We start from the raw sequence: 26,543 nt of genomic DNA, 5'->3' as shown, positions 1-26,543 counted from the left end.
AGACTTGGCAGCCGGCCCGCAGGGAGCCGCTGCAAGTGATCGACCACGAGCCCTGTAAGCGATGTCTTACACGGCATGGCCCCGGCCTCTCGCGCCCGGGGCCAAACATGGTATCGTCTCGGCAAGACAGCACCGGCCCGCACAAGGAGAACGCCATGTCCTCATCGGAAATCCAGAAGACCCGTGTGATCAACGAGCTACGCAGCTTCATCAAGAAGCTGCTCCAGGACCCCAAGATCCTCGAACAGTCCCTGGTGATCGCCCGGCGGCGCCTCGGCGACGGCGACCAGGCCGATGTCATGGCCCGCATCGCCAACGAGATCTCGGACACCACCAGCGTGCACATCCCGGAGGATCCCGCCGAGCACTCCGAGGCCGACCGCCTCTTCCTGGAGCTGCTCAAGGAAGTCGTCCGCGAGGAGCAGGCCCTCTACTGACCGCGACGGGTTCGCGTGGCGGCAACAGCGGTGCCGCCGGCCGCCACGCCCCTGCGCCTCGCGGCGACGCCTGATAGAATGGCCCGACACTTTTGCAACGCGTCGCCGCATGTCCTACCTGATCAAGCTGCACCCCGAGATCACCATCAAGTCCCGCTCGGCCCGGCGGCAGATGACCCGCTGCCTGACCGGCAATATCCGCACGATCCTGCGCCGACATGACGAGCGCATCCGGGTTCGCGACCAATGGGACTCGATTCGCGTGCGACTGCCCGCCGGGCTGAGCCGTGAGCTCACCGCGACCATCGAGGACGACCTGGCCCGCATTCCCGGCATCCAGGAGATCCTGGCGGCGGAGGATGTGCCCTTCGTCTCCCTGGACGATATCGCCGCGCGCCTCGTCCCCCTCTGGCGCCCGCTCATCGAGGGCCGCCGCTTTCGCGTCAAGGCCAAGCGCCGAGGGCGTCATGACGTCACCTCGGAGGATATCGAGCGCCACCTCGGCAGCGCCTTGCTCCACGCGGCACCCTCCGCCAGGGTCGATCTGGGCCATCCGGAGGTGGTGGTGCCGGTGGAGCTCACCAATGATCGCGTCCAGGTCATCCGCGCCCGCTGGCCGGGCATCGGCGGCTATCCGCTGGGCGTGCAGGGCCAGGCCCTGGCGCTGATATCGGGGGGCTTCGACTCCCCGGTGGCCGCGTGGCGCATGATGCGCCGGGGCGTGAAGACGCACTTCATCTTCTTCAACCTGGGCGGCCCGGCCCATGAAGCCGGCGTCCGGGAGGTCACCCACCACCTCTGGGCCCGTTACGGGGCCTCGCACCGGGTCCGCTTCCTCTCGGTGCCCTTCGAGGGCGTGGTCGGGGAAATCCTGCGCAGCGTGCCCGACGGGCTGATGGGGGTCGTCCTGAAACGCATGATGGTCCGTGCCGCCGGCCGGGTCGCCCAGCGGGCGAGGATCCCGGCGCTGGTCACGGGTGACGCCATCGCCCAGGTGTCGAGCCAGACGCTCACCAACCTCGGCCAGATCGATGCCGCCAGCCCGGTCCCCGTCCTCCGCCCGCTGCTCACCGAGGACAAGCAGGCCATCATCGACCAGGCACGGGACCTCGATACGGCCCGCTTCGCCGAGACCATGCCGGAATATTGCGGCGTGATCTCGCGGCGACCGCATATCAGGACCGACGCCCAGCGGCTCGAAGCCGCCGAGGCCGACTTCGACTTCTCGGTGCTGGATGCCGCCCTGGAGGCCGCCGTCACCACCCGCAGCGATCGGCTCGGAGAGCCCGCCAGGGCACTCGGCGAGGTGCTGACGGTGGACTCACCGCAGGCGCTTTCGGCGATGCACGCCCCCTGCGTGATCGACATCCGCGCGCCGGCGCAGCAGGAGGCCGCACCGCTGGAGGTCAACGAGGTACCGCTGCTGGAGATTCCCTTCTACGAACTGCAGGACCGCGCCCCGACCCTGCCCCGGGACCGGCAATACTTGCTGTTCTGTGACCAGGGCGTGATGAGCCGCATGCAGGCGCTCCACCTGGCCGACCGCGGCCTGGAACACTTCGGGGTCTATCGCCCAGAATCGCGCTGACCGCGGGCGGGCGCCCTAGGGAGGGTGCCGGAAGTGATCGACGAACGCCTGCCAACGCCTGGGCACGGGGATCCAGCCGGCATCGACCAGCCGTGGCAGGGCGATCAGCACGCCCACGACCACCAGCCCGACCGCTATCGCCCAGCCGCTGTCGAGGGCAATCCCCTTCCCCGCCAGCACATAGATCAGGGTCATGGGGGCCATGCCCAGTGCCGTCGCCACCAGGAAGCGGCCGGTGGTGAGTGCAGTGAGTCCCGCCGCGTAGCTGATCAGGGCGAAGGAGACGACGGGAATCAACCGCGCCAGCAGCACCATGCCGAAGAGGAGGCGCTGCGGACACTCGGGGAACAGCGCCACCCGGCCATGGAACAGCCGCTCGATCACCGCCCGCCCCACCAGCCGGGCGATCCAGAAGCTCAGGGTGGCCCCCAGCAGGGCACCGGCCATGCTCAGCAGGAACGCCAGCAGCGGGTCATAGAGCATCCCGGCCGCCACGCTGACCACCATGGTGGGAATCGGCCCCACTACCACCGTGAGCGCCATCACGCCCGCCAGCACCGGCGGTCCCCAGGGCCCCAGACTCAGGCCCAGGCGCTCCAGGCGGTCGGCGTCGATCCACCCGGACTGGTAGACCCAGAGCCCCAGTGCCACCAACCCCAGCAGCGCCAGCCCCCCCAGCAGCGCCTGACGTCCGTGCCGCGGATCGACCTTCATCTCGGCTCCCAAGCTTCAGCCCCCCGTGGACGAGGCAGGCCTTCGACCTCACAGGATTGCGGATGCCCGATGCCAGGCCCCCCTCCCCACCGGGTTGGCCGGGTCGACCGCTACCAACGACAGGGACATGCCAGGGCCCACTCCCAGTCTAGTCCTGCGCTCGACCGCGCAGCGGCAGGAAATTCAAGAGCGCCCCCGGCGAGGACGACAGTCCTCGTGCCGTGGAACGGCATGCGGCACACCCGTCCACGGCAACCCGATAAAGCCGGAGCCTCCAGCATGGGTACCGCATGGCTGTCGTGTGTCTTGCTCCCCGGGGGCCGCCTGCCATGGCGTACGCCAGGAAGTCGTCGGCATAACCGCCGTGAACGCGCCCGACCTGATCGAGCCAGCGGTGGGCGTCGACACCACGGGGCGCCTGCAGACCGTCTGGCAGGTGAAGGGGCTGCCCGACGTGGGCGATATCGGCTGCGCCACCGACGCCGCCGACATCCCCGGCTGGCCGGCCGCGACGAGGTGCTGAGCTTTCACGAGGGTGGCTGGGTGGAGGTGACCGACGACTGGCGCGAGCTGCACGGCCTGCCCGGCGAACTGCGCCGCATCCGCACGCCCGCGGCACGGCGACGGACGCGCGGCAGAAGGCCGTCACGACGGCGCTCAAGCAGGCCCTGGCCGGCCTCGAGAAGAAGCGGCGCTAGCCTCGAGCTAGGCGCCGCTCCTTGATCGGCTTACCGGTTACTGGATGCGATCATGCCCAAACACCATGTCGCCGCCCGGGGCCCCGGCATGGCAGGCGATGCAGCCCTGATCCATGCCCTTGGCGACGCGCCCGGCCAGCGGCACCCCGGCGGGATTGCTATCCAGTTCGCCGCTCGGCAGGTACTTGACCCAGAACCAGTCGCTGTTGTCGGGGTCGTAGCCTTCCCGCTTGAACATCACCGTCACCGCGCCCAGGTAGTCGTCGGGAGCGTTCCATACCGTCTCCTTCGAGGCTCCCTCGCCGCCGTAGTTGCGCTTGACGATCACCGGCCCGGTGGTCCCGTCCACCGTCACCTCGCCGTCGATGGTACCGAGGATGGCACCGTGCGGATGCTGGCCGGTATAGGGCGCGGACATGGTGCGCCCCTCGCCGACCAGGTTCGCCTCCTGCAGGGCGCTCCATAGCGCCTCGGCATAGGCGACATCCTCGTCACCGCCGAACGGCGCCTGCTGGGCCAGGGCGGCCTGGCCGCCGATCAGCAGTCCGACCCCGAGGGTACCCAGTAGTCTGATGGTCTTCATGGTTGACCTCCATGCCTCTGTCATGAGGTAGGTTCGATGGCCTGCAGGACGTTGGTCGTCGAGATTCGGCCGGCCTTACAGCCCATCCCGCCTCGCATCGTCATGGGACGGGGGCGAGGCCAGGCGCAGGCACCGGTAGCGATAGTCCGGTCCCGTCACCAGCATCAGCCGATCGCGCGCCAGGTGAGGAGTGGCCCGCAGGGCATCATCCAGGGTCGTCTGCCAGACGAGGGACAGGTCATCCGCACCGAGGACCGTGACCCGCGAGGCCGCATCGGCCACCACGACCCGCCCCGCCGCGACGCGCAGGGGCAGCGACACGCTCGCCCCCAGGTCCCGCCGAGCCAACGGCGCCCCGGTGGCCTGATCGAGTACCCGCAGCACACCATCCAGGCGCGCCAGATAGAGGCGTCGATCATCCACCGCGGGACTGCCGCTGGCGACCCGGTCACGATACCGCCAGCGGATGTCGCCGCTCGACGGTTCGAGAGCCAATCCCTCGCCGGCGAAGGTGGTGACGAACACCAGTTCCCGGCCCGCCACCGGCCGGTAGACCAGTTCCTGCCCGACGGGGCGCTGCCAGAGGCGGCGCCCCGTGGCCGGTTCCAGCGCCGTGAGCCTCGCGCCCTGGCCGCCGGTCACCAGCACCCCGGCCGCGAGCGCCGGCGGATAGACCCACCCCTCGAAGCGGCGCGTCCAGCGCACCTCGCCCGATGCCGCGTCGATGGCCCGCAGAGTGCCGTCCCGCCCGGCCACGAAGGCCAGTTCCCCCGTCACGCTGGGCGAATAGAGGGTCGCCTCGCGAAAGCGGCGCCAGCGCACCTCGCCGCTGCGAGGGTCCAGCGCCACCAGGCCCGAGCCGGTGCCGACCAGCAGGTTGCCCGCCACCATCACCGGCGCGAAGGTCTGCTCGCCGGCCAGCGCCCGCCATACCCGCTCGCCGCTCCCGCGATCGAGACGCACCACGCCTTCGTCGGAGGCGAAGAGCGCCCGCTCGGTGACCAGCGGATTGCCGGGATAGACAGGTCCGGCTACCGGGGGGCCGGCCGCCGGAGCCTCGGCCGCCGGAGCGCCGGCCGCCGAAACCCCCGGCAGCACCAGGCACGCCATCAGCAGCAACATCACCATGCGCCTGTCCATTCGTCCTCTCCCTCACCCGGTGCCCGGCCCGGCCCGGCAAGCCAATGCCGTTGCTATGCAGCAGGAGCCAGCATGGACCGCCGCCGTCTCCCTCCTGATGGGACGCGGCGGTCCGCCGTTCCTTACAGCGCCTCGACCAGTTCGTCTTCCGGGCGCTGCCGGTGGCACCACGGGCGCGGTGCCACTGGGTCTACCACCAAGGTCGTGTTGTCGCCGGTGACCGTAACGGCCATGATGCCGGCCACTGAAGCACGCATAAAAAAGGTCCCTCGAAGGGGACCAGGTGGAGCACGCCAGCTCACGTTCAGAATCGTCACTGCCAAGGCAGTCGATCCTGCAAAAAATAATGCGAAACAGGCACCAACAAGTACAAAACGCTCTTGAATCAAGGCCTTGAATAACAACAACAAGAGCAGGCCTTGTCGCTTCCCTCCCTATCGATTGCTTCAACGCACCTCACCAAGGCTTCCCGCCCCCGCCTTGCCTCGGCATGGTGCTGCAGGACCACGTCTCGTTCCGCCCCATCATGCGGCAGACGCCGTACTGCCCCCTGCAGACCAGCGTAAACGACGACCGAACGCCCGGCGCCCGTATCAATCGTCGATGGTACTCGGCGGTCTCAAGTTCCAAGCGCAACGCTATTGAAGGGTGCTCGGTCCACCGACGGATTTCTTGAGCACCTCGGCGTAAACTTCCAGCGGCGTTCGCCAGTCCAGTGTCTTGCGCGGCCGGGTGTTCAGTGAATCAGCGATCTCATCGAGCTCTTCCTGGCTGTAGACCGACAGATCCGTGCCCTTCGGCAGGTACTGCCGCAACAGCCCGTTGGTGTTCTCATTGGAGCCCCGCTGCCATGGGCTATGCGGATCAGCGAAGTAGATCGCCGTACCGGTCTTCTGAGTGATCTCGGCATGCTTCATCATCTCTCTGCCCTGGTCGTAGGTCATGGACAAACGCAGGGCTCGCGGCACCTCATTGAGCTTGTCGCTGAAGCCGACGGCTGCCGCCGTGGCTGTGGTGCCATCCACTTTCGCCAGGATCACCAAGCGCGTGGTGCGTTCCACCAGCGTACCGACAGCCGAGCGATTGTTGGCGCCAATGATGAGATCGCCCTCCCAGTGGCCAGGCATCAGGCGGTCTTCGATCTCCGGCGGCCGCATGTGGATGCTGACCAACTCGGGAATCTGCTGGCGTCGATCCTTGCCACGACTGCGTGGCCGACGCTTGCCGTTGCCCTGCCGCAGGCAGGCGATGAGCTCCTTCTTGAGGCTGCCGCGGGGCATCACATAGAGCGCGTTGTAGATGGCCTCATGCGAGACCTGGCGACGTGAATCATTGGGAGACATGCGCTTCAGTGTGCGGGCTATCTGTTCCGGTGACCAGTACTTGCGCAGCAGGTAGACCACTACCTCGAAGAGCTCTCCATCGGGATGCAGCTTGGTGCGACGACGAGGCCGATGACGCGTCAAGCGGGCCCGGTAGCCCGCCAGGCTGGCATCGTAGCCCTTGACGGGGGCAACCGTGTGGCGAGCGAGCTCCCGCGACACGGTACTTGGTGCCCGGCCCAGATGAGTGGCGATGGCCCGGATCGAGTGCGTGGCTCGCATCATCATGATGGCGGCTCGGTCTTCAGCAGAGAGGTGGCGATAGCAGTGAGTCATGGCAGCACCGTACCTGATGGGTCACGTGTTGCACTTGCTCATTGAGACCGCCCTCGTAAAGATCAACCGGTTGCCGAACGGATCGGCGATCGACATCTCCCTGCTCCCCCAGGGCATCGCCTCCAGTGCCGGCCTGGCGTATCGGTAGCCAGCGCCCAGCAGCTCTCGATGGAACGCCTCGATCTCGCGGGCCTCGATCCGCAGAGTCGTACCGGGAGAGGCATCGCCATGGTGCTCCGACAGGTGAAGCACGCAATCGTCCCTGGAAACCTGCAGGTAGAGCGGCAAGTCGTCCTGGAAACGATGTTCCCAATCGACAGCGAAGCCGAGGAAGTCCACGTAGAACTCCCTGGCCTTGGCTTCATCGAAGATTCGAAGAATCGGGGTTGTTTTTCCCAGGCTCATTGGGCGGGGCTCTTTAGTCTGAGGCATTCATTCGATTAATGGAGAACCATGAAGATAGTCCATAGGGGCCGCTTTCTTCCCAAGCTGGGTGAAACTCCCGAGCCGCCCTGAAGATGGCTTTCGTGCGCGAAATCTGGGGTGGGTTTTGCCATGCAACGGCCTCAGAATAAGCGAGAGAATGTCATTTATGATCAGTTTTTGACCGACCCTAGATGCTCCAATCGTTTTCACTCCGTCCATGGGAGCAGGCACGCTACCGCCAAGTAAATCCCGACGCGAGCTGGCGCCTTCCCTTTTGCGGAGGCCTGAAGCGTCGCCATTTCGAGACATGAAGGCATCAGGTAGATACATACTTTCACACCACAGCCTAATCAAACTTTTCTCCATTTGCGAATGGTGGTCTTGAGGTGCATCAACGAAATGCTTCGTTGGTCAAGGCGTGGGGAAGGAGACGCGTGGATGGGAGAACCTAGGCGTCATCGCCGCGCTAAGCGGGCTGCGCCTGAGCCAGGAAGTGGGCTTCAACACCGGCGATGTCAGCATCCATCGCATCGGGATCACTTCGTTCGAGTGAGGACCTCGGGCAGCACCATCCTCTCATGCAGGAGCGCCCGTAGGCGCTCCTTTCAAGCATTTATCATCGGCAATATCCTAACCTCTAGTTTTGCGCGTCCTCCTCCAGGAACGCCTTCTCCTTCGGGCTGACCTGGAACACCACCGCATGGGCCGGCTGGTCGGTTGTGTTCAGCGCCCGCATCCGGGCATCCAGTGGTTCGGCTACCGCTTCTCCCGCTTTGATCGTCTTGGTCTCGCCCTCCACCTCAAGCGTCACCTCTCCTTCGACGACATATACATAGACAGGGCTGGGATGGGTGTGCCACGCAGCGGCGGTGTGCGGATCCATCGTCACCCGGACCACTCGCACAGATTGAGCGCCAGGGGGCAGCTCGATTTCTTGTGCCAACACCTCTTCCAACTCCGAAGCGGGTTTATCGATTTCCGTCAGGTCTTGAGCCACTCCCCATGATGATGCGATCACCAAGGCGGCACCAGCCGCCCACGTCAGCAGTTTCATCGTAGTCCTCCTATCCCCTCAGGGCAGTGAATGATCCAGCAATATCGCCGCAGCTGAGACGCGCGGCGCCCTCAGCTACAACTATAGTCAAGCCGTCCAGGATCCCCCCTTAGGGAACCGCTGATCAATTTGTCTCTGAACGGCTGACGCGGTCAGCGCGGCACACTCACCGCGTCAGCAGCTATTTTATGACCACGCCAGGTGGTCTGTTTTACCTGGCAGCCGGGTTGTCCGGCTGTCAAGCCGGATTCAAGACACACGAGCCCCGTCTACTCGTCCTTGGCATCGTGTGGCCAATACCAGATTTCCGAGAGTGAACAACTGAGCCTGGTTCTTAGCCAGTACCTTGTATCGAACCCTCTGGTAGCCTAAGAGGTTCTTGAAGACATGAAACGAGTTCTCGACCTTGGCGCGGATGCTGGCCTTTATCTTCTCGAACAACAGCAACTGCGTTCTCATGGGGCTGTCTTTAGACCTTGTACGATAAGCAGATTTTGCTAATTTCCCCTATGCCACAGCAGCATAGGTGAGATATGGCAGGACGCTACGAGCTATCCGACCACAGCTGGTCGCTGATCAAGGACATCGTCTCGCCACACCAGTCGATGGGCCGACCAAGGCGAGATGATCGCCAGGTGTTGAACGGCATCTTTTGGGTCTTGTGCTCAGGGGCCAAATGGCGCGACTTACCCGAGCGCTATGGCCCTTGGAGTACGGTGTATGCCCGATTCCGCCAGTGGCGTGATGATGGCACCTTCGACGCCGTGCTGGCGCGCCTCCAGCTCAAGCTTCGCGAGGATGGCCTGATGGACTTGGACACCTGGATGGTCGACGCCACAGCCGTTCGCGCCACCCGTGCCGCCTCGGGAGGCGGCAAAAAGGGGGGACGGACGAACCGGTAGACCATGCGTTGGGGCGTAGCCGGGGCGGCTTGCTGCGGAACACCTCGTGGGTGCCAGTGATCTTTGGCTCTTCGACGTTTTATGTGGATCTATCTGATTGGCAGTCCAGTGGGCCGCCTGCTGGATCAGGTCAAACCCGCATGAAACGACGAAGACCCGGTTTTTGCATTCACTTATTTTTCATCATCACGAGTCAACCTCTGATACACACCAAGACCGACCACCAGCAAAACAGCTGAAATCAACAAGAAAGTGGGATAGATCAACGTAGTAATATCTTTTGTCCCAGCGTCAAACACGAACACCAGGGATTCAAGGCTTATGGCAATGGCAATTATGACGAGGAACTTTAACAAAGCCTCTCTCTGTTTTGCGGGCGACTTTGTAGCGCTGCTGCTAAAAACCTCTTCCTCCAGCAGGAATTTGGATACATCAAAGACAGCCATTCCAATCACGATCAAGCCGATGGCATTAAGAAGGGCTGCAACAAGCAAGGTTCTTTCGTGTACCGAGAGCCATATATCCCATAAGGCAACGCCCATCATTGTGAGACTTATAATACCCAGGCTCAAGCTGATGAGCCCATAAACAGCACGCCCCATCAAATCAGAAATACTTTTCACCTTATTCATCCTTTCTCCGATCCGCCAATTGAATTCCTACCATATATAAAAATGGGGTCTTTCCCTGAGGGATCACAACGGGTCTGGGCCGCAAGGAAACGGCTCGAAACGCGTCACTACAGAGATTCTGGCAGAGAGTTTCTAACTCACTGAAATTGTCAGTCCTCATGTGCCAATTTCAGGCCAAGATCGGGCTGGAAGTGTCGAACTCGGGGAGGCCTGCCGGCAATCGCCCCATGTCCATTGCTCACATACCAAGAGGCCGCCGATCATGAATCGGCGGCCTGGGGTCTTGCGTCAGCGCGGCCCGCGGGCCCAAGGCTTACTTGGCCTTGGGAGCGGTATCCTTGACCGCCTTGGTCGCGGTGGCCTGCTGGAGGCCTTCCTGGGCCTGCTTCACGCTACCCTCGGTCAGCTTCTGGCTTTCCTGAACGAACTCCTGCTGCAGGGCTACCGCCTTCCCGGCATCGTCCTTCAGACGCTCGGTGAGTTCCTTGGCGACGGCCTGCTGGCCTTCCAGGTAGCCCTTCAGGCCTGCGGCGTCTTTGACCTCCACCAGGCTGCGCAGCTGCGTCAAGCCGGTGTCGGCATAGGCCTTGGTGGCGTCGAGCTGGGCATTGACCAGCTTCTCGGTGACGTCGATGGACAGGGCAGCGAAGGCGCGTGCCGGGGCGAAGAACACGGACTCGAACTGGGCGGTGTCAAACTGCTTGGCATCGAATGCGAAGACGTTGGTCATGATGGGAACCTCCGGGGTTCTGAATGTCATGGAACGGGAGATTCCCGTTCTGCTGCAGTGCACAATAACAAGGAATTTTGTGCAGTGCAACATAAATCGGAGCTTGGGGCGCCGCGCCTACCACCTACCAAGAAATGGGGTTACCTCACGGTGACGATGATCCCTCTGGATGCTGCTGGGTATGCGGCATCAGCGCCGCCCAGTAGCGGAGCAGGCGGTTTATGGCGGCCGTAGGGCGGTGCCACGTCGTCTCCGGTAGTCGTCGAGGTAGAAATGGCAGACCTCCCAGCCCTCATCAACACGCTTGGGGCGGAGGGCTGGTGGCATAAGTCGTCGGCCAGGACCGTGAAATGTTGCGGCAACAGATCGGGATGCCGAGGGGCGAGGTGCTGCGGAACACCTCGCGGGTGCCCGTGATCTCCTAGCCGCCAGCATGCTGGGCCAGACCGGAGTCTGGGGGAAGGACAAGAAACGGCCATCCGCAGACAATGGGGAGTACCCGCACCCACGTAGCCACCGGCGAAGCCGGGGCGCATCACGGCCGGGGCTGGAGAGGAACGCCCCCGCGGCAAGGGTGACGCGAAGCGCTACCCGCACACCGTCAGCAGCGACGTGGCCGGGCGGCTCCTTGCTGGCCAGGGGGCGCGGCGAGTCTAGAGGCCGGCGCGAGGGGCAAAGGCCGGACGACTGCAGCATGGCGTCAGCCGTGCGGGCTCGAGGTTGGCCTGGAGGCGAAGCCGCGAGGCCATGTGAGGGCTATGGCATTGCCCCATTGTGGTCCCCCTTCTCCCGCCAAGAGCACTGCTGAGGGCAGGCCGTTGGTCAGGACCGAGGCCGATGGCGACGTCGGCGGTATCGCCCCCTCGACAGTCGCAGGGCGCCCTTGCGAAGTCTACGCCACACACCACCAAACAGCCTGGCAAACAGTTCGGCCCGCAATCGGGCATTGCGCTGCTCCAGTGCCCGAATTTTCGGATTCGGATTGTGGAAGGCCATCGTCTCCTCCGCTGTCGCGAACACACTGGACTCGTAGCATAATAGAGGCACCGCGCATGCTTTTCATGGTGCCTGACAGTCAGGAATCGGCCAGAAGCGGACATATAGCGAGTTATGTCATATCACAACATTTCAGCTCCAATATTTTCGGATATGAGTATTCACAGCCAAACCCAGCAACTTTCAGGAGCATATAGAGCCTCCCCAATGTTCGAGAAGCATATCGATGAACAGCTGGGCTGTGCTGGAAATACTGTGCGAATTACTTCTTACCAGGCCGATGGTGCGCTGAATACGTGGTTCAGGCAGCTCACGTGAACACAGGGTGTCATGGTCGGGACCAGGCATTGTCATTTTGGGTAGGATCGCCACTCCGAGACCAGATTCGACAAGGCCAAGGGAGGTGGACAGGTGCTGGACTTCGTAGAAACTATTCAACCGGATGCCCTCAGCCGAGAGGGTATTGTCCAGCAGCATCCGGTTGCCACTGTCTCGGCTCACGGTGATCAACCTGACCTGTTCGAGATCCGACCACTCGATGCGACCTTTATCCGCAAGAGGGTGGTCGGAACGTAGTGCCAGGACAAAGGGATCTCGTAATAGTGGTGTGAAGGAGACTTCAGGACTCTGGGCGCTGAACATATTGATACCGAAGTCGGCCTCGCCGCTGATCACCTTTTCCAGACCTTCCTTGGCACTGACATCGAGGATCCTGATGCGGATCCCCGGCCATGCCTCGCTGAAGCCACGGATCACACTAGGCAGGAAATAGAAGGCCGCGGTGGGGATGCAGGCGATGGTAACCGTCCCCTTCTGATGCGTGGCCAGCTCGCGGATGCCCAGGATCGATGATTCGTACTCCTCGATCATGCGTCTTGCGCGGGGAAGGAAGTCCGTGCCGATAGGGGTCAGCCGCGTCCGCCGGGTGGTTCGTTCCAGAAGCTCGATCTCTAGAAGCTCCTCAAGCTTCTGAATGCGTCGAGATAGCGCCGGCTGAGAGAGATGCAGGCGTTGCGCGGCCTCGTGGAACGAGCCCAGCTCTGCGACCAGAATAAAGGCTTGCAGATCAAGAAATTCTAGTCGATGTAGCATATCCTGACTCTTGCATGAAGTAGTGGTGATTAATAACCATAGCACATTAATGTGATAATGACATTGACAGACATATTTATTTGCATTTGAAGCATCAAAAGCCCCCTGACATGCTCATATCACAACTTTTAAACGCGATATGGCATGACGATGATGAACAGCATTCCCTGCATGATCATGCGCGGTGGCACCTCCCGAGGCCCCTTCCTGCACATGAGAGACCTTCCCGACAGCCAGGAAGCGCAAGCCGAGATCCTGCTTAAGCTAATGGGATCAGGACACGCTCTCCAGATCGATGGCATCGGAGGAGGGGATCCGCTGACCAGCAAGGTGGCCATCGTGGAGCGCTCCTCCCATCCCGAGGCGGATGTCGACTACCTGTTCGCGCAGGTCGATGTGCTCAACCGGCGCGTCGACTTCAATCCGAACTGCGGCAACATGCTGTCTGCTGTGGGGCCGTATGCCATCGAGACGGGCCTGGTGGAGCCCCAGGAAGGGACCACTATCGTCCGCGTTCGCAACCTCAATACCCAGCGCCTGATCGAATGTCGCGTGCCGACCCCTGAGCGCCAGGTGTGCTACGAGGGCGATACGCGCATCAGCGGCGTCCCGGGGCGTGCCGCCGGCATTCAGCTCAGCTTCCTCGATATCGTCGGAACCAAGACCGGCGCGCTCTTGCCGACCGGGCAGGCTACCGACACGATCGATGGCATCGAGGTCACCTGCCTCGATGCCGCCACCCCCATCATGATGGTCAACGCGGCCGATCTGGGTCTGAGCGGCCGGGAATCCCCCTCTGAGCTGGACGATCATCCCGCCATGCTGAAGCGGCTGGAGCTGATTCGTCGCCAGGCCGGGCGTCGAATGGGGCTGGGGGACGTCAGCCAGAGCGTCTTGCCCAAGCCCGTGTTGGTGTCAGCACCGTCTAGCGATACCGCCACGCTGTGTACCCGCTACTTCGTGCCTCACCGCTGTCATAAGGCCATTGCCGTCACCGGTGCCATCGCGGTCGCCACGGCCGTCAGTGTCCCTGACACCGTGGCAAACCGAATCGCGATTGGAGCGGAGAAACTGGCGTCCGATGGCCGGCTGTCGCACGTAAGGCTGGAACACCCCTCTGGATTCATCGACCTGGATGTCGAGCACCGTAACGGGAATCCCTGCGATATTGCGCGTGTTTCCCTCATCCGCACCGCCAGGAAGATCATGAGTGGGACCATCTTCTACTCGCTTCCAGCCACGCCCAGTCAAGATACGCTGACTTCAAAGGCCAGCTGAGTCCACGTATCGACAGGGCCCTCATTAACCACCATGACAACGACAACACGCCAGGAGTAATGCCATGAAGATCCAAAAGACTGCAATTTCTTCTCACTCGCTCGGTCGGCTCAAGAAAGCCGCGCTGATCGGGCTGGCGATCACTGGACTGGGCCTGACGACCTCTGTCCAGGCTCAAGATGTCGAGGTACCCGGTAACATCAAGTGGACCATTCCATTTGGCGTCGGCGGTGGTACGGATGTCTGGGCACGCTTCTTCTCCCCCTGGCTCAGCGAGTCTCTGCCGGGAGAGCCGACCATCATGATCGATAACGTGCCCGGTGGCGGCTCCATCAATGGTGCCAATCTGTTCGCCGTGCGTGCCAAGTCGGATGGTAGCGACTGGTTAGGGACCTCGGCCTCGACCCAGTATCCGGCCATGCTCGACGATCCTCGCGTCCGCTACGACTACAGAGATTGGACGCCCATCCTGGCCACGCCGACGGGTGGGGTGGTCTATGCCCAACCCAGTCTCGGCGAAACGGCCGAGACTGCGCTGGACGCCCTGCTGCAACAGCCGGTCAAACTGGCGGCGCAGAACCCCACCGGCGTCGAGCTGCCGGTCTTGATCGCCTTGGACATGCTGGGCGCCGACGTGCAGGCCGTGTTCGGCATGCGCAGCCGGGGGGAGGGTCGCCTGGCATTCGAACGTGGGGAAGCCGACATCGACTTCCAGACCACCTCCGCCTATCTGAGCAACGTAGAGCCGCTGGTGGAGGCCGGCAAGGCGGTGCCGCTGTTCACGCTCGGGGTGCTGAACGACGAAGGAAAGATCGTCCGCGACCCGGCGTTCCCTGATCTGCCTACCTTCAACGAGGTCTACCAGGCCCGGCATGGCGAGGCACCGTCGGGCAACGCCTACGAGGCGTTTCGCAAGTTCTTTGCTTCCGGCTATGCCCTGCAGAAGCTGATCATGGTGCCGAAGGACACCCCGCAGGCCCTGATCGACACCTATCGTCAGGCGGCTCGCGACTTCGTGGACACCCAAGCGTTCAAGGAGGAGGCCGCTGCCCAGCTGGGGCCATACACGCCGGTTATCGGCGACACCGTCCAACGTCACCTTGAGGATGCCATGTCCATCGATGACGCCACTCGTGACTGGCTGGCCGACTGGCTGCAGTCGGAGCACGGCGCCAAGATCTGACGCGCAGTGGGATGTGCCGGCCCCTTGGGGCCGGCAGCCCCGGCTCCTCCCAATCACACAATATAAGAGCCATACGCCATGCTCGATATCCTTCTCTCCAGCCTGGGACAGCTCTTTACCCTGTCCCATCTGCTCTTCATGGTGCTGGGCGTGCTGGTCGGCCTCGTGGTCGGCATTATCCCCGGCCTCGGGGGCATCGCCGGCATGTCGCTGCTGTTGCCCTTCCTCTACGGCATGGAACCGACCGTGGCCCTTGGCATGCTGATGGGCCTGGTCGCCGTGATTCCCACCGGCGATACCTTTGCCTCCGTGCTGTTGGGCATTCCCGGCTCCAGCGCTTCCCAGGCGACCGTCATCGATGGCTTCTCGCTGGCCAAGCGGGGCCAGGCGGCACGCGCGCTGTCCAGCGCCTTCCTGTCCTCGATGATCGGGGGCCTCATCGGTGCCGTCATACTCACCGGCTTCATCCTGATCGCGCGTCCCCTGGTACTGTCGTTCTCTTCCTCCGAGCTATTCATGCTGACCCTGCTCGGCCTGTCGATGGTGGCCGTGCTCTCCGGGCGCGATCTCTTCAAGGGGCTGGCCGCCTGTGGCCTGGGCCTGCTGGTGGGCGCCATCGGCATGGCGCCGGCCACAGGCGAATTCCGCATGAATTTCGGGCTCGACTATCTCTACGATGGCTTGCCGTTGGTGGTGGTGGGGCTCGGGATCTTCGCACTCCCTGAGATTGTCGATCTGCTGGTCAAGCGTGGTGCCATCGCCGAAGAGCCGTGCAAACTCGGCGAAGGCTGGCGGCAAGGCATCCGCGATGTCCGTGAGCAACGTGGTCTCGTGGCGCGCTGCGCTGCTATCGGCAGCCTGATCGGCACCATCCCTGGCCTGGCCGGCTCGGTGGTCGACTGGCTCACCTATGGCCATGCGGTGCAAAGCGCCAAGGACAAATCCGAATTTGGCAAGGGGGATATCCGCGGGGTGATCGCCCCCGAATCCGCCAACAATGCCTGTGCCTGCGGCGCAATGGTCCCGACCCTGTTGTTCGGCGTGCCCGGCTCGGGTACGGCCGCCGTCTTCTTGGGTGGACTGTTGTTGCTCGGGTTGCAGCCCGGCGTCGGCATGATCGAGACTCACCTCGACCTGACCTATACCATCATCTGGTCGCTGGCTCTGGCCAATATCCTGGGGGCCGCGCTATGCCTGGTGCTGGCTCGCCCCGTGGCCAGCCTGACCCGGGTCCCCTTCGCCACGCTGGCCCCCTTGATCACGGTGCTGATCATGTTCGCCGCTTTCCAGGCCACGCGTTCCACGGGTGACCTGCTTGCTCTGGGGGCGGTCGGCATCTTGGGGGTCTTGTTCAAGCAGGCGAATTGGTCGCGCCCTGCCTTCCTGATCGGTTTCGTACTGGCTCCGGGAGCGGAGGGATACTTCTACCAGGCAGTGCAATTCCAGGGCACGGACGCCTTCATGCGTCCCGGCGTGTTGATCATCGGTGCCCTGATCCTGGCGGCTCTCTTCATTCCCCTGCTGCGCTCATTGTGGATCAAGCGTCGCCAGGCCTCCTCAGTCGGCGCGGCATCCGCGGCCCGCTCCGAACCTCCCACCCTGGGCGTCATCGACGTGGTGCTCTTCGCCGCCCTACTGGGTACGGCTATCGTTGCTTGGATCGATGTGGCCGACCTGACCTTGATCGGCGGTATCATGCCCCGACTGGCCATCGCGATCCTCGCCGTTTCCTGTCTGATGGAGATCGCCCGTTGCCTGATGCACCGTCCCCAGTGGCAACATCAGGCCATCGGTCTGCAGGGCCTCTGGCTGTTGGGTTTCTTCGCGCTGGTGGGCGCCATGTTGCTACTGGGTTTCATCACCGCGGCGACGCTGTTCTGCTTCGTTTTCCTGCTGACCATTGCGCGACTCAAGCCTTGGGTGGCAGCTGTCATGGCGCTTGGGGTCACGGCCTTTCTGGTGGGCATGGCCGAGTTCCTGACCTTGACCTACCCGAGCGGATTGATCGATCCCTGGCTGTTCGGCTGAATCAGTCCTGTCATGAACGTCCACCGCGGGCCGACGACCATTAGCGACATCGGCCCGCGCAACGAAAGGAGACAACATGAGCACCTCGCCCCTATCGGAGACCCTGCAGACCCTCGTGGCCGGCGGGACCACCTACCACTACCACAGCCTGGCGAAGGCCGCCGAGACGCTCGGTGACATCGGCCGCCTGCCGATGACGCTGAAGATCCTGCTGGAGAACCAGCTGCGCTTCGCCGACCAGGAGGGCGTCTCCCGCGACGACATGCAGGCCCTGGTCGACTGGCAGCAGGACGCCGCCTCCACCCGGGAGATCGGCTATCGGCCGGCCCGGGTCCTGATGCAGGACTTCACCGGCGTGCCCGGCGTGGTGGATCTCGCCTCCATGCGGGCCGCCGTCCAGGCTCTCGGCGAGGAGCCCTCGCGGATCAACCCCCTCTCGCCGGTGGACCTGATCATCGACCACTCGGTGATGGTCGACGAGTTCGGTAACGCCAGCGCCTTCAAGGACAACGTCGCCATCGAGATGCAGCGCAACCGGGAGCGCTACGAGTTCCTGCGCTGGGGCCAGCAGGCCTTCGACAACTTCCGCGTGGTACCGCCGGGCACCGGCATCTGCCACCAGGTCAACCTGGAGTACCTGGGCAAGACGGTGTGGACCAAGGAGGAGGACGGCAAGACCCTGGCCTACCCGGACACCCTGGTCGGCACCGATTCCCACACCACCATGATCAACGGCCTGGGCGTGCTGGGCTGGGGCGTGGGCGGCATCGAGGCCGAGGCGGCCATGCTCGGCCAGCCGGTGTCGATGCTGATTCCCGAGGTGGTGGGCTTCAAGCTCACCGGCAAGCTGCGCGAGGGCATCACCGCCACCGACCTGGTGCTGACGGTGACCCAGATGCTGCGCAGCCGAGGCGTGGTGGGCAAGTTCGTCGAGTTCTACGGCGACGGCCTCGCGGACCTGCCCCTGGCCGACCGTGCCACCATCGCCAACATGTCACCGGAGTTCGGCGCCACCTGCGCCTTCTTCCCGGTGGACGACGAGACGCTGCGCTACATGCGCCTGACCGGTCGCGACGACGATCAGGTCGCGCTGGTCGAGGCCTATAGCAAGGCCCAGGGCCTGTGGCGCGAGCCGGGCCACGAACCCATCTACAGCGATACCCTGGCGCTGGACATGAATGAGGTCGAGGCCAGCCTGGCCGGCCCCAAGCGGCCCCAGGACCGGGTCGCCCTGCGCGACATGCCCGCGGCCTTCGCCAAGGTGATGACCGACGACGGCAAGACCCTGCCCTCCTCCGAGGACAAGGGCCGGCTGTTCTCCGAGGGCGGCCAGACCGCCGTGGGGGTCACGGAGAGCTACGAGCACCACGACAGCCAGGAGGTCAGCCTGGACGGCGAGGCCTTCCGCCTCGACCCCGGCGCCGTGGTGATCGCCGCCATCACCTCCTGCACCAACACCTCCAACCCCAGCGTGATGATGGCCGCGGGCCTGCTGGCGCGCAAGGCCCTGGCGCAGGGGCTCACCACCAAGCCCTGGGTGAAGACCTCGCTGGCCCCGGGCTCCAAGGTGGTCACCGACTACCTGGCGGCCGGCGGCTTCCAGGAGGACCTGGACGCCCTGGGCTTCCACCTGGTGGGCTACGGTTGCACCACCTGCATCGGCAATTCCGGCCCGCTGGCCGAGCCCATCGAGCAGGCCATCAACGACGGCGACATGACGGTGGCCTCGGTGCTCTCCGGCAACCGCAACTTCGAGGGCCGCATCCACCCGCTGGTCAAGACCAACTGGCTGGCCTCGCCGCCCCTGGTGGTGGCCTATGCCCTGGCCGGCAACATCCAGAAGGATCTCGCCCGGGATCCGCTGGGGGTCGACCGCCACGGCAAGCCCGTCTACCTCAAGGACGTCTGGCCCTCCCAGGCCGAGATCGCCGAGGCGGTCGAGAAGGTCAAGACCGAGATGTTCCACAAGGAGTACGCCGAGGTCTTCGAGGGTGACGAGACCTGGAAGGCGCTCGAGGTGCCCCAGAGCCAGGTCTACCAGTGGTCCGCGGACTCCACCTATATCCAGCACCCGCCCTTCTTCGAGGGCATGGGCCGGACGCCCGAGGCGGTGGAGGACGTACGGGACGCCCATATCCTGGCCCTGCTCGGCGACTCGGTGACCACCGACCATATCTCGCCGGCCGGCGCCATCAAGCCCGACAGCCCCGCCGGGCGCTACCTGCAGGAGCGCGGCGTCCAGCCGGTGGACTTCAACTCCTACGGCTCGCGGCGCGGCAACCACGAGGTGATGATGCGCGGCACCTTCGCCAACGTGCGCATCAGAAACGAGATGCTCGACGGCGTGGTCGGCGGCGAGACCCGCCACGTGCCCTCCGGCGAACAGATGGCCATCTACGATGCCGCCATGCAGTACCAGGCGGAAGGCACGCCCCTGGTGGTGATCGCCGGCAAGGAGTACGGCACCGGCTCCTCCCGCGACTGGGCCGCCAAGGGCACCCGGCTGCTCGGCGTGCGCGCCGTGCTCGCCGAGTCCTTCGAGCGCATCCATCGCTCCAACCTGATCGGCATGGGCGTGGTGCCACTGCAGTTCCCCGAGGGCGAGACCCGCAAGACCCTGGGCCTGACCGGCGACGAGCGGGTCTCGGTGGCGGGGCTCGGCGAGCTGACCCCGGGCGGCCAGGTCGAGGTGACCATCCAGAGCGCGAGAGGCGAGAAGACGTTCGAGGCGCTGTGCCGCATCGATACTGCCAACGAGCTGGAGTACTACCGCCACGGCGGCATCCTGCACTATGTGCTGCGCAAGATGATCGGCGCGGCCTGATCAGGCCGGCCCCAAGCACCTTGGAAGCGACAGGCCCCGCCGGGTGACACCGGCGGGGCCTGCTTCATTGCGGCAGCGAGTTTCGGCAGTGGCTTTCGCACCAGGGTATGCCTGGCTTGCATAGACCGGAGCCTACATGCCGACTTTTCATACAACACAGAGCCCACGCGGCGCATGCGCTGGACCATCCTATACATCCAACAGTGGAGGTCCATATCATGACGACTTCAACAAACGCTGCTCGGGAGCCCTGGAACAAAGGCAAGCTGGTTGGTCACAAAACACCTCTTCGCCTCAAGGACATCTGGGCCATTCGGGTCAGGCTGCAGCTTGCGGAGAAGATACGTGATCTAGCGCTATTTGAGTTGGCAATCGATAGCAAACTGCGAGCCTGTGACTTGGTCACATTGCGTGTCCGGGACGTAGCTCATGGTGATCATGTATCATCAAGAGCCATCATAATGCAGAGGAAGACACATAGACCAGTACAGTTCGAGATAACCGAACAGACTCGCGATGCCTTAGATACATGGATTAGGCGTGCTCAACTCCGAAACGAAGACTACTTATTTCCAAGCCGCCTGAGTAGGTTAGATCACCTATCTACACGACAATACGCGCGGACTGTAAAAGACTGGGTAGCTTCTATCGGTCTGGACCCATCAGCCTATGGCACGCACACGCTCAGAAGAAAAAAGGCATCCCTAATCTACCGTCGCACAAAGAACCTAAGGGCTGTACAGCTGCTATTGGGTCATACAAAGCTAGAGAGCACTGTCCGATATCTTGGCATTGAGGTAGATGATGCATTAGAAATGGCCGAGCAGACGGAGGTATAGGGGAAACCAGCGACGGCCTACCTTTTGGTTGTCGCTATTCGGCCAAGAACGGACGTTGAGAACACCCTGATATATAATGGACCGGGCCGTCAGCCGCCGCCGAAGGCGGCCGGTTGCACGACCCGGTTATACGGTATCCGTGATCTGGACCTCTGAATTACAGTGTCTCGTCATCCAAGGGCCCGCGCTCAGGCCTCAACGAATATAGAACGTCATAGACCTCCCTGCGGACATCGACTGCCTCGTAGGCCTGAGGAATGCTTTTGGCAAGATCGGAGTCCTTGAATTGTGAGAGTGACTCGGCGCTGTCGAAGAAATAGATTCCGCATACATCTCCTGTCTCTGGATCCCGTCCATACACTTTCTGAAGAAGTCCTGGCACCTCCTGAAAACGAGGGCGTCTCTCAAGGAGTCGTCGTTCAAACTCACTGCGCTCCAGGTCGGACTTGATACGTACATATAGGATATTGGCCATTAGCGATCACCTCCGAAAGCTGAGTCTATAAAGCCGTCTTGACCTGGCGGCGTCAGCATAATAGTGATCAGATCGCACGCTCTATTATGGAGTTGTCCTTCTGGTACGCTCAAGTCAATAAACGCGCACCCTTTCATCCGTACCCCTCTGAGAATAACAGATACTAAATCCAACTTGGTTAGTAGAAAACTAATAAACTTGCCGGCACCATTCTCCGGGAAATCTGCTGAGGGTCGTCAACCGACGACCCTTGTCATGAGCGTAGCCTAAACTTCCCCATCCGGCCATAAGCTGACATCCAGCGATCGCTGATATAGCAAATATGGGTACGTCCTCGATTACTCCCACTTCGCTATCATGAACTTCACTTGTAACCGTTCAAGTAACTTAAATAGCTTGAAAGCCCATCAAGGTCTGGAAAAATCGTGCCCGGGTGAATTCCATATTTTATGAGCTTTTCCAAAAAATATTTTTTCCGCTCAGCAGGGATGACGATTTTTTTGATTGACGGAGACTCAAGCTTCATATTGCTGGTAGGATGGATTGTAAACATCCCCGACTGAGACGTTACCCTTTTAGTTGCGTGAGAGGGGAAGAATGCAACAATGTCCGTTAATTTTGAAGCGTCGAGTTCTTCCTCTTTCCTAAACCGACCCACATCGTAAACATAAATTGCCGCATCGGATCCAGTTAGACTTTGGACAGCAAAAAAACATGCAACAAGTGGGCTTAGACTCTGAGGGATCCCCACGAACTTCGGCTATCCGTCGCATAAGGCCTGCCCCCTGACCTCCTCCCAAAGGCTTGCTCGAAGTGTTTTCCAGGAGGGCCAAGGAGCCGCACCGGCACGATGACGCCGCAGCCATTCCAGTCCCAACCGCCACACGGAGAGCACGTTCCGGTGCCGGATGCTATTGCTCTGGTAGCGCCGCTGTTGACCGCTGTCACGGACATGCAGGCCGGCCACCATCACGACGACATTGGCCAGCATCGCGATCAGCAGCAGGATCTCGATGCGTTTGCCCTGGCGAGATTGGTGCATGCCGAAGCCCAGGCCAAACAAGGGGCTCTTGATGTCACGGAAGCCTTCTTCAATCTGCATGCGCTGACGGTAGATAGCGACCAGCTTATCCGCCAGCGAGGAGCGCTCCGGCAGGTTGCTGACCAGCACCCAGGGCTCCTTCTGGCGCTGGGCCATCGCCCGACTGTGGCCGCCCTGGGAGACCTGACCTCGCTTATTGCGATGTCTGCGCCCCTTCGGCGGCCGATGATAAAGCACCATGCGGGTGGTCAGCGGGTTGCTCTCGGCGATCTGGACGGAACCCAGCGCTTGCGGTACCGCGCTCGCTTGTTGAAACAAGGCGGTCACTGGCCGCCACGCGTCGCCAGACACCTGGCAGCGAGTGGGGCTGCGAACCCGGCCAACGTAGTACCAACCACGCGCCTCGACCGCCTTGAACCAAGGATTGCGAAAGCCCGCATCGGTGACCAGGATCGGCGTTGCCTTGGCCGGCAGGATCTCGGCCAAGGCCGCGAGCAAGTACGCTTCACAGTGTTGGCAGCCATCCTTGTGGTGGACCTTTTCGAATATCGGCAATGACCGCCCGGCGAACGGCACCGCCGCGCGTAGCAGAAACTGTTGGCCGCGATCATCGATCGGTGACCAGTCCACCAGAATCAGCGGGCGCGTCGTGTGGCCGATCAGCAGGGTGGCCACGAGCCAATAGAACAGCGGCCGCTCCTGATGCAGATGAGGGTTGCCCAGCAACCGATCGACCCGCTTGATGGTGTGTTTGGTCGCCACCGGTCCCGGCAAGGCACGCCCCAGGGCGGCCAAGCCCAGGCGGCGCTCCCCCAGCAGGGCCCCCACCATGTCGAGTAGTGCCTGCAGGCGTTTGGCATGGATCGAGGGGAGTGATGACGTCAGCAGAGTATGCAAGAATCGAGGGGCCTGCATGGGTCTCCTTCGGCATATTGTTGGTTTGGCGATTAACAACATGCCAATCCATGCAGGCCTTTTCAATTATATCCTTCTGATTTTGTTGCCTATTTCCTGGGGATCCGTCAGGCTTAGACTCCAATCTAACAACCTTGTAGGAAGGCCGTGATGCTGAGCAATCGTGAGCCACTCGATTTCATTCTCTGGGTTACTGCTTAGATATGGTTTTGCATGAGTTTTAAAAACCCACATCAGATTATGTTCGCGAACATCTGCCGATTCAACATCTACATGCCGGAAAAGAGAGGGAAGCAGAGGATACTCATGATTAGAAACGCCTCTACATAAAGCCGTCTTGCTAATGCCGTCAATTGCTTCATCGAATTCTGGGAATGTTTCTACAACAACGAGATTTTCACCTTCTTCATATCGCGTAAGGTCTGACGTTATCTTCTTAGTGCTTTCACTTATGAGAGCAAGCAATAGATCTGCGATCAACTCAGCCCTAAATAATGCTCCAGCATGCTCATTTTTAGAGGTTTTCACGTAATATCTTTGGCAGAGTTCTCGCAAGCTATTATTTTGCTTTGGATGCCTTTCGTTTCCAACAAGAAGAATGTCTACAATGTCATTGTTTAAACCATCATTATTTTTATTAGCAACGTTAGACAACGAGATCTCATGATGAATAAACGAAAGAAAAAAACCTGCGTCATATGTGACCACCTCGTCATATCCGACGAAATCAAGGAATGCATTTAAAATATCGGAAAAAACTGGCTTCCCTACTAGAAACTCGTCAACTATACCATGCCTTTGAATGGCAGATTCATCTATAGTGCGTTCTGGATTTATGTATGCATGGTAATGTCGACCTGTTATCCGTTCGTTAACGAGTTCAACACATCCTATCTCAACGATTCTGTGCCCGTCTTTCGGGTCATCACCAGTTGTTTCTATAGCAATGGCAACCTGTCTCAAAACTTAACACCCCCAACCATATTTTTAAGATCGCTCAATTTATGATGAACTGAAATCACTGATTACATTTTCTGCCATGACAGCTTTGGGGTCGAAAGATGACATGGAGCACTTAGAAACTTGAGTCTTGGTGTAGTCGATCTGAATCTTGGCCATGCTACGTATCAGCGAATTGCAGGGTTTTGTTGAAGAGGCGACGGCCCATAAGCCGGTAGAGCTCCGTTTCCGTAATTGGTCTAGAGATCACATAGCCTTGAGCGGTATCACACCCCATATCGGCCAGAGCCTGAAGGGTAACCATGTCTTCCACGCCTTCCGCCGTGACCTTGAGACCCAGCTTGTGGGCAAGGGCGATCGTGGAAGCAACGATGGCATGATGCCGCTCGTTCTCCAGCATGTTGCTGATGAAACTACGATCGAGCTTCACTTCATCCACGGAAAATTTGCTCAGGTAGGACAAGGACGCGTAACCCGTGCCGAAGTCATCCACGGCGCAACGGATGTTGGCCGCATGGAGTTCGGCGATGACCTCCTGGACATAGTCCTGGTCGCTGATGACACCGGTCTCGGTGATCTCAAGGCAGAGGCTGTGCGGGGGCCTGGGGGGCGCTCGCCCCTCGATAAAGTCCACCAGAGTGCCCCCCTCCATCAGGTCTCGAGGGGAAATATTGACGCTGACGCTGAATGCGGCATCGTAGGTGCGACAATGCTTGATCTCCCGGACCGCCTCCTCGATGACCCAGTGGGTGACCTGCGTAATCAGGCCGGTCTCCTCTAGCAGGGGAATGAAGTGCCCCGGGGACACCACCCCTAGTTGAGGATGATGCCAGCGGATCAGCGCTTCTGCCTCCCGGATATGCCCACTTGCCAGGTCCAGCTTGGGCTGATAAAGCAAGAACATGTCACGGGTGCCATGGCGTCGAAAGTCTCGCAGCAAAATCAAGTCGTCGGGGTTGGGCTCCAGCTGAGGGCTATAGACACACCATGACTTGTCGGTCCTCGCCGCCGACGAGAAGGCCGTCATAGCACGGCGAACCAGCTCCTCTGCCTCACGCGGGCTCATTTCGTCATCGGTGGTCCGGCTTTCACTGATCCCCATCACGACCTGTGCATCGATTTGAATCGTATCGATCTCGAACGACTCGCTCATGAGCTCGGCGATGTCCTCGTGAGGCATGCCATGCTGGCATAGGATGGCGAAGACGCCCGAGCCAAAGTGACTGACTTGCGCGAAGTTCAACTTTTCCAAGTGATGAGAAAAACCTTGTAGTAGCAACTCATGACCTAAGCGATAGCCAAGGATGCTGGTCAGTTGCTCAAGGTTCAGCAGGCGTAGCAGGATGACCGTCGGAACCCAGTCACGCTCGTCCCGGAGGCGTCGTTCCAGGCCATCAATGAAGGCCGTATGGTTGGGCAGCCCTGTGAGAGTGTCATGTCCCGCCTGATAGCGAAGCTCCGCCTCGAGCTGGCTTCGGGCCTCCAGCTCTACCGACAGTCGGCGGGTACGGTGGGACACTTGGCGTTTCAGATACCAGGAAAAGGAAAGGCCGATAAGGGCAAGCAAGAAGAGAGGCGTTACCACCCAGACGAAGGTGCGCAGTCTGTCGGTGAGACTCGGCTTCTGCCACTCCAGCTCGGGTAGCCAGCGTTGATAAATATCATAGTAAGTGCCATCTGTCTGGATCATGGCCAGCTGATGGTTCAACCAGGCCAGCAGCTCGGCGTTGCCCTTGCGGACACCGAAGACATAAGGCTGAGGCCAGAAGGGCGCGCTCGTCTGGTGCACGTCCAGCTCGGCTGCGTGGCGCCGTGAGGTATGGGTGGCTTCCACACAGGCCTCCGCCTCCCGCGCCTGCACCGCCACCACGCAGGCGTGTTCGGTGTTGACCGGGATCAGGTGCACCCCCTTGTGCTTCTCAGCGAGGCGCTCTGCAGCATAGCTCCCGACCACCACGGCGACCCGGTGTCCCTCCAGCTCCGCCAGGCTGCCGAAACGCTCACCCTCGGCATGGGAAAAAATGCCGTGGGACAGATAATAGAAAGGCTCCGTAAAGTCGAAGCGTTGGCTACGCGCTTCCGAGGCGAAGAGCGCGACGGCGTCAGCTGCGCCGGTATCGATGGCATTCAAGGCGCTTTCCCATTCCATCAACCGATGCTCGACGTCAACACCGCCACGCTGCGACATGCTTTCCTGTAAGTCGATGACGAATCCCTTCGTTTGACCCTGATGGTCGAGCCACTGGAACGGGGGGTAGGTCGCGGAGCCGGCGAAGACTACCGTGCCTTGCAGTTCGGGTTCGGCCTGCCCAACGGCAATGCCCGAGAGGAGTCCCTGCATCAGCAGAG

At 61.5% G+C, this 26,543-nt stretch carries 21 protein-coding genes and 2 pseudogenes; 9 read left to right on the top strand and 14 right to left on the bottom strand.

Annotated features, from left to right (window positions below):
• Positions 1-155 precede the first annotated feature (155 nt).
• Together OCT48_RS08405 and thiI are read left to right on the top strand one after the other, a co-directional pair.
• Entirely contained in the window at positions 156-437 is a 282-nt protein-coding gene (locus OCT48_RS08405) for a hypothetical protein (protein ID WP_263592242.1), read from the top strand.
• Between the two features lie 109 nt (positions 438-546).
• Positions 547-2,025 (top strand): tRNA uracil 4-sulfurtransferase ThiI, encoded by a 1,479-nt coding sequence (gene thiI / locus OCT48_RS08400; protein WP_263592241.1) that lies wholly within the window; start codon positions 547-549, stop codon positions 2,023-2,025.
• A 15-nt stretch (positions 2,026-2,040) separates the two neighbouring features.
• Here thiI and OCT48_RS08395 read toward each other — a convergent pair whose 3' ends face one another.
• On the bottom strand, positions 2,041-2,739 hold the full coding sequence (locus OCT48_RS08395) for a TVP38/TMEM64 family protein (protein ID WP_263592240.1): 699 nt from the start codon (positions 2,737-2,739) through the stop codon (positions 2,041-2,043).
• Positions 2,740-3,103: 364 nt separating this feature from the next.
• On the opposite strand from OCT48_RS08395, the gene OCT48_RS08390 reads away from it, so the two are divergent.
• Positions 3,104-3,262, top strand: coding sequence for a hypothetical protein (locus OCT48_RS08390; protein WP_263592239.1), 159 nt, complete (start codon positions 3,104-3,106; stop codon positions 3,260-3,262).
• Positions 3,263-3,474: 212 nt separating this feature from the next.
• Here the strand turns inward: OCT48_RS08390 and OCT48_RS08385 are convergent, their stop codons facing one another.
• The 6 genes and pseudogenes from OCT48_RS08385 to OCT48_RS08360 form a co-directional block, all read right to left on the bottom strand.
• On the bottom strand, positions 3,475-4,020 hold the full coding sequence (locus tag OCT48_RS08385; protein WP_263592238.1) for a cytochrome P460 family protein: 546 nt from the start codon (positions 4,018-4,020) through the stop codon (positions 3,475-3,477).
• A gap of 75 nt (positions 4,021-4,095) precedes the next feature.
• Complete coding sequence (locus OCT48_RS08380) at positions 4,096-5,160, bottom strand: PQQ-binding-like beta-propeller repeat protein (protein WP_263592237.1); 1,065 nt, start codon at positions 5,158-5,160, stop codon at positions 4,096-4,098.
• Between the two features lie 638 nt (positions 5,161-5,798).
• Entirely contained in the window at positions 5,799-6,818 is a 1,020-nt protein-coding gene (locus OCT48_RS08375; RefSeq protein WP_412031029.1) for an IS30 family transposase, read from the bottom strand.
• 21 nt (positions 6,819-6,839) lie between these two features.
• Positions 6,840-7,223 carry a VOC family protein gene (locus OCT48_RS08370; protein WP_263592236.1) on the bottom strand — a complete coding sequence of 128 codons (384 nt, stop codon included), beginning with the start codon at positions 7,221-7,223 and terminating at the stop codon, positions 6,840-6,842.
• A gap of 658 nt (positions 7,224-7,881) precedes the next feature.
• Positions 7,882-8,298, bottom strand: a complete 417-nt coding sequence (locus OCT48_RS08365) for a cupin domain-containing protein (protein WP_263592235.1) — start codon at positions 8,296-8,298, stop codon at positions 7,882-7,884.
• Between the two features lie 249 nt (positions 8,299-8,547).
• Positions 8,548-8,775 (bottom strand): annotated as a pseudogene (locus tag OCT48_RS08360) (transposase); the annotation flags it as partial.
• Between the two features lie 56 nt (positions 8,776-8,831).
• Here OCT48_RS08360 and OCT48_RS08355 point away from each other — a divergent pair.
• Positions 8,832-9,232, top strand: a pseudogene (locus OCT48_RS08355) (IS5 family transposase); the annotation flags it as partial.
• Positions 9,233-9,373: 141 nt separating this feature from the next.
• Here OCT48_RS08355 and OCT48_RS08350 read toward each other — a convergent pair.
• The 3 genes from OCT48_RS08350 to OCT48_RS08340 all read right to left on the bottom strand — a co-directional run bounded on the left by OCT48_RS08350 (position 9,374) and on the right by OCT48_RS08340 (position 12,650).
• Positions 9,374-9,832: a general glycosylation pathway protein gene (locus OCT48_RS08350; RefSeq protein ID WP_263592234.1), complete on the bottom strand. Its 459-nt coding sequence runs from the start codon at positions 9,830-9,832 to the stop codon at positions 9,374-9,376.
• Positions 9,833-10,145: 313 nt separating this feature from the next.
• Entirely contained in the window at positions 10,146-10,562 is a 417-nt protein-coding gene (locus tag OCT48_RS08345) for a phasin family protein (RefSeq protein ID WP_263592233.1), read from the bottom strand.
• Between the two features lie 1,179 nt (positions 10,563-11,741).
• On the bottom strand, positions 11,742-12,650 hold the full coding sequence (locus OCT48_RS08340) for a LysR family transcriptional regulator (RefSeq protein WP_263592232.1): 909 nt from the start codon (positions 12,648-12,650) through the stop codon (positions 11,742-11,744).
• 144 nt (positions 12,651-12,794) lie between these two features.
• Between OCT48_RS08340 and OCT48_RS08335 the strand changes: the two genes are divergently transcribed.
• The 5 genes from OCT48_RS08335 (at position 12,795) to OCT48_RS08315 (ending at position 20,802) form a co-directional block, all read left to right on the top strand.
• Entirely contained in the window at positions 12,795-13,928 is a 1,134-nt protein-coding gene (locus OCT48_RS08335) for a 4-oxalomesaconate tautomerase (RefSeq protein ID WP_263592231.1), read from the top strand.
• Between the two features lie 64 nt (positions 13,929-13,992).
• Positions 13,993-15,111 (top strand): Bug family tripartite tricarboxylate transporter substrate binding protein, encoded by a 1,119-nt coding sequence (locus OCT48_RS08330; RefSeq protein ID WP_263592230.1) that lies wholly within the window; start codon positions 13,993-13,995, stop codon positions 15,109-15,111.
• A 78-nt stretch (positions 15,112-15,189) separates the two neighbouring features.
• Positions 15,190-17,139: a tripartite tricarboxylate transporter permease gene (locus OCT48_RS08325; protein WP_263592229.1), complete on the top strand. Its 1,950-nt coding sequence runs from the start codon at positions 15,190-15,192 to the stop codon at positions 17,137-17,139.
• A gap of 76 nt (positions 17,140-17,215) precedes the next feature.
• Positions 17,216-19,963: an aconitate hydratase AcnA gene (gene acnA / locus OCT48_RS08320; protein ID WP_263592228.1), complete on the top strand. Its 2,748-nt coding sequence runs from the start codon at positions 17,216-17,218 to the stop codon at positions 19,961-19,963.
• 107 nt (positions 19,964-20,070) lie between these two features.
• Positions 20,071-20,802 carry a tyrosine-type recombinase/integrase gene (locus tag OCT48_RS08315; RefSeq protein ID WP_318152599.1) on the top strand — a complete coding sequence of 244 codons (732 nt, stop codon included), beginning with the start codon at positions 20,071-20,073 and terminating at the stop codon, positions 20,800-20,802.
• Positions 20,803-20,959: 157 nt separating this feature from the next.
• On the opposite strand, the gene OCT48_RS19575 is transcribed toward OCT48_RS08315, so the two are convergent.
• The 4 genes from OCT48_RS19575 to OCT48_RS08300 all read right to left on the bottom strand — a co-directional run bounded on the left by OCT48_RS19575 (position 20,960) and on the right by OCT48_RS08300 (position 26,535).
• On the bottom strand, positions 20,960-21,277 hold the full coding sequence (locus tag OCT48_RS19575; RefSeq protein WP_183385274.1) for a YdhR family protein: 318 nt from the start codon (positions 21,275-21,277) through the stop codon (positions 20,960-20,962).
• 760 nt (positions 21,278-22,037) lie between these two features.
• Entirely contained in the window at positions 22,038-23,234 is a 1,197-nt protein-coding gene (locus tag OCT48_RS08310; protein ID WP_263592226.1) for an IS4 family transposase, read from the bottom strand.
• Between the two features lie 66 nt (positions 23,235-23,300).
• On the bottom strand, positions 23,301-24,197 hold the full coding sequence (locus OCT48_RS08305; RefSeq protein WP_263592225.1) for an exonuclease domain-containing protein: 897 nt from the start codon (positions 24,195-24,197) through the stop codon (positions 23,301-23,303).
• Between the two features lie 157 nt (positions 24,198-24,354).
• A complete protein-coding gene (locus OCT48_RS08300; protein WP_263589846.1) occupies positions 24,355-26,535 on the bottom strand; it encodes a putative bifunctional diguanylate cyclase/phosphodiesterase in 2,181 nt (726 codons plus the stop codon).
• Between the last annotated feature and the right edge of the window lie 8 nt (positions 26,536-26,543).

The sequence above is a fragment of the Halomonas sp. M4R1S46 genome, from assembly GCF_025725685.1.
Lineage (GTDB): Bacteria > Pseudomonadota > Gammaproteobacteria > Pseudomonadales > Halomonadaceae > Halomonas.
The sequence above is the reverse complement of the archived record's forward strand: the minus strand, read 5'-3'. Positions and strand labels throughout refer to the sequence as shown.

Excerpts from the sequence above, each read along its gene's own strand:
- OCT48_RS08375 (WP_412031029.1), bottom strand. The coding sequence starts at position 6,818 with ATGACTCACTGCTATCGCCACCTCTCTGCTGAAGACCGAGCCGCCATC.
- OCT48_RS08315 (WP_318152599.1), top strand. The coding sequence starts at position 20,071 with ATGCCTGGCTTGCATAGACCGGAGCCTACATGCCGACTTTTCATACAA.
- acnA (WP_263592228.1), top strand. The coding sequence starts at position 17,216 with ATGAGCACCTCGCCCCTATCGGAGACCCTGCAGACCCTCGTGGCCGGC.
- OCT48_RS08325 (WP_263592229.1), top strand. The coding sequence starts at position 15,190 with ATGCTCGATATCCTTCTCTCCAGCCTGGGACAGCTCTTTACCCTGTCC.
- OCT48_RS08300 (WP_263589846.1), bottom strand. The coding sequence starts at position 26,535 with ATGCAGGGACTCCTCTCGGGCATTGCCGTTGGGCAGGCCGAACCCGAA.
- OCT48_RS19575 (WP_183385274.1), bottom strand. The coding sequence starts at position 21,277 with ATGGCCAATATCCTATATGTACGTATCAAGTCCGACCTGGAGCGCAGT.
- OCT48_RS08340 (WP_263592232.1), bottom strand. The coding sequence starts at position 12,650 with ATGCTACATCGACTAGAATTTCTTGATCTGCAAGCCTTTATTCTGGTC.
- OCT48_RS08345 (WP_263592233.1), bottom strand. The coding sequence starts at position 10,562 with ATGACCAACGTCTTCGCATTCGATGCCAAGCAGTTTGACACCGCCCAG.
- OCT48_RS08385 (WP_263592238.1), bottom strand. The coding sequence starts at position 4,020 with ATGAAGACCATCAGACTACTGGGTACCCTCGGGGTCGGACTGCTGATC.
- thiI (WP_263592241.1), top strand. The coding sequence starts at position 547 with ATGTCCTACCTGATCAAGCTGCACCCCGAGATCACCATCAAGTCCCGC.
- OCT48_RS08380 (WP_263592237.1), bottom strand. The coding sequence starts at position 5,160 with ATGGACAGGCGCATGGTGATGTTGCTGCTGATGGCGTGCCTGGTGCTG.
- OCT48_RS08330 (WP_263592230.1), top strand. The coding sequence starts at position 13,993 with ATGAAGATCCAAAAGACTGCAATTTCTTCTCACTCGCTCGGTCGGCTC.
- OCT48_RS08405 (WP_263592242.1), top strand. The coding sequence starts at position 156 with ATGTCCTCATCGGAAATCCAGAAGACCCGTGTGATCAACGAGCTACGC.
- OCT48_RS08350 (WP_263592234.1), bottom strand. The coding sequence starts at position 9,832 with ATGAATAAGGTGAAAAGTATTTCTGATTTGATGGGGCGTGCTGTTTAT.
- OCT48_RS08395 (WP_263592240.1), bottom strand. The coding sequence starts at position 2,739 with ATGAAGGTCGATCCGCGGCACGGACGTCAGGCGCTGCTGGGGGGGCTG.
- OCT48_RS08370 (WP_263592236.1), bottom strand. The coding sequence starts at position 7,223 with ATGAGCCTGGGAAAAACAACCCCGATTCTTCGAATCTTCGATGAAGCC.
- OCT48_RS08335 (WP_263592231.1), top strand. The coding sequence starts at position 12,795 with ATGACGATGATGAACAGCATTCCCTGCATGATCATGCGCGGTGGCACC.
- OCT48_RS08310 (WP_263592226.1), bottom strand. The coding sequence starts at position 23,234 with ATGCAGGCCCCTCGATTCTTGCATACTCTGCTGACGTCATCACTCCCC.
- OCT48_RS08365 (WP_263592235.1), bottom strand. The coding sequence starts at position 8,298 with ATGAAACTGCTGACGTGGGCGGCTGGTGCCGCCTTGGTGATCGCATCA.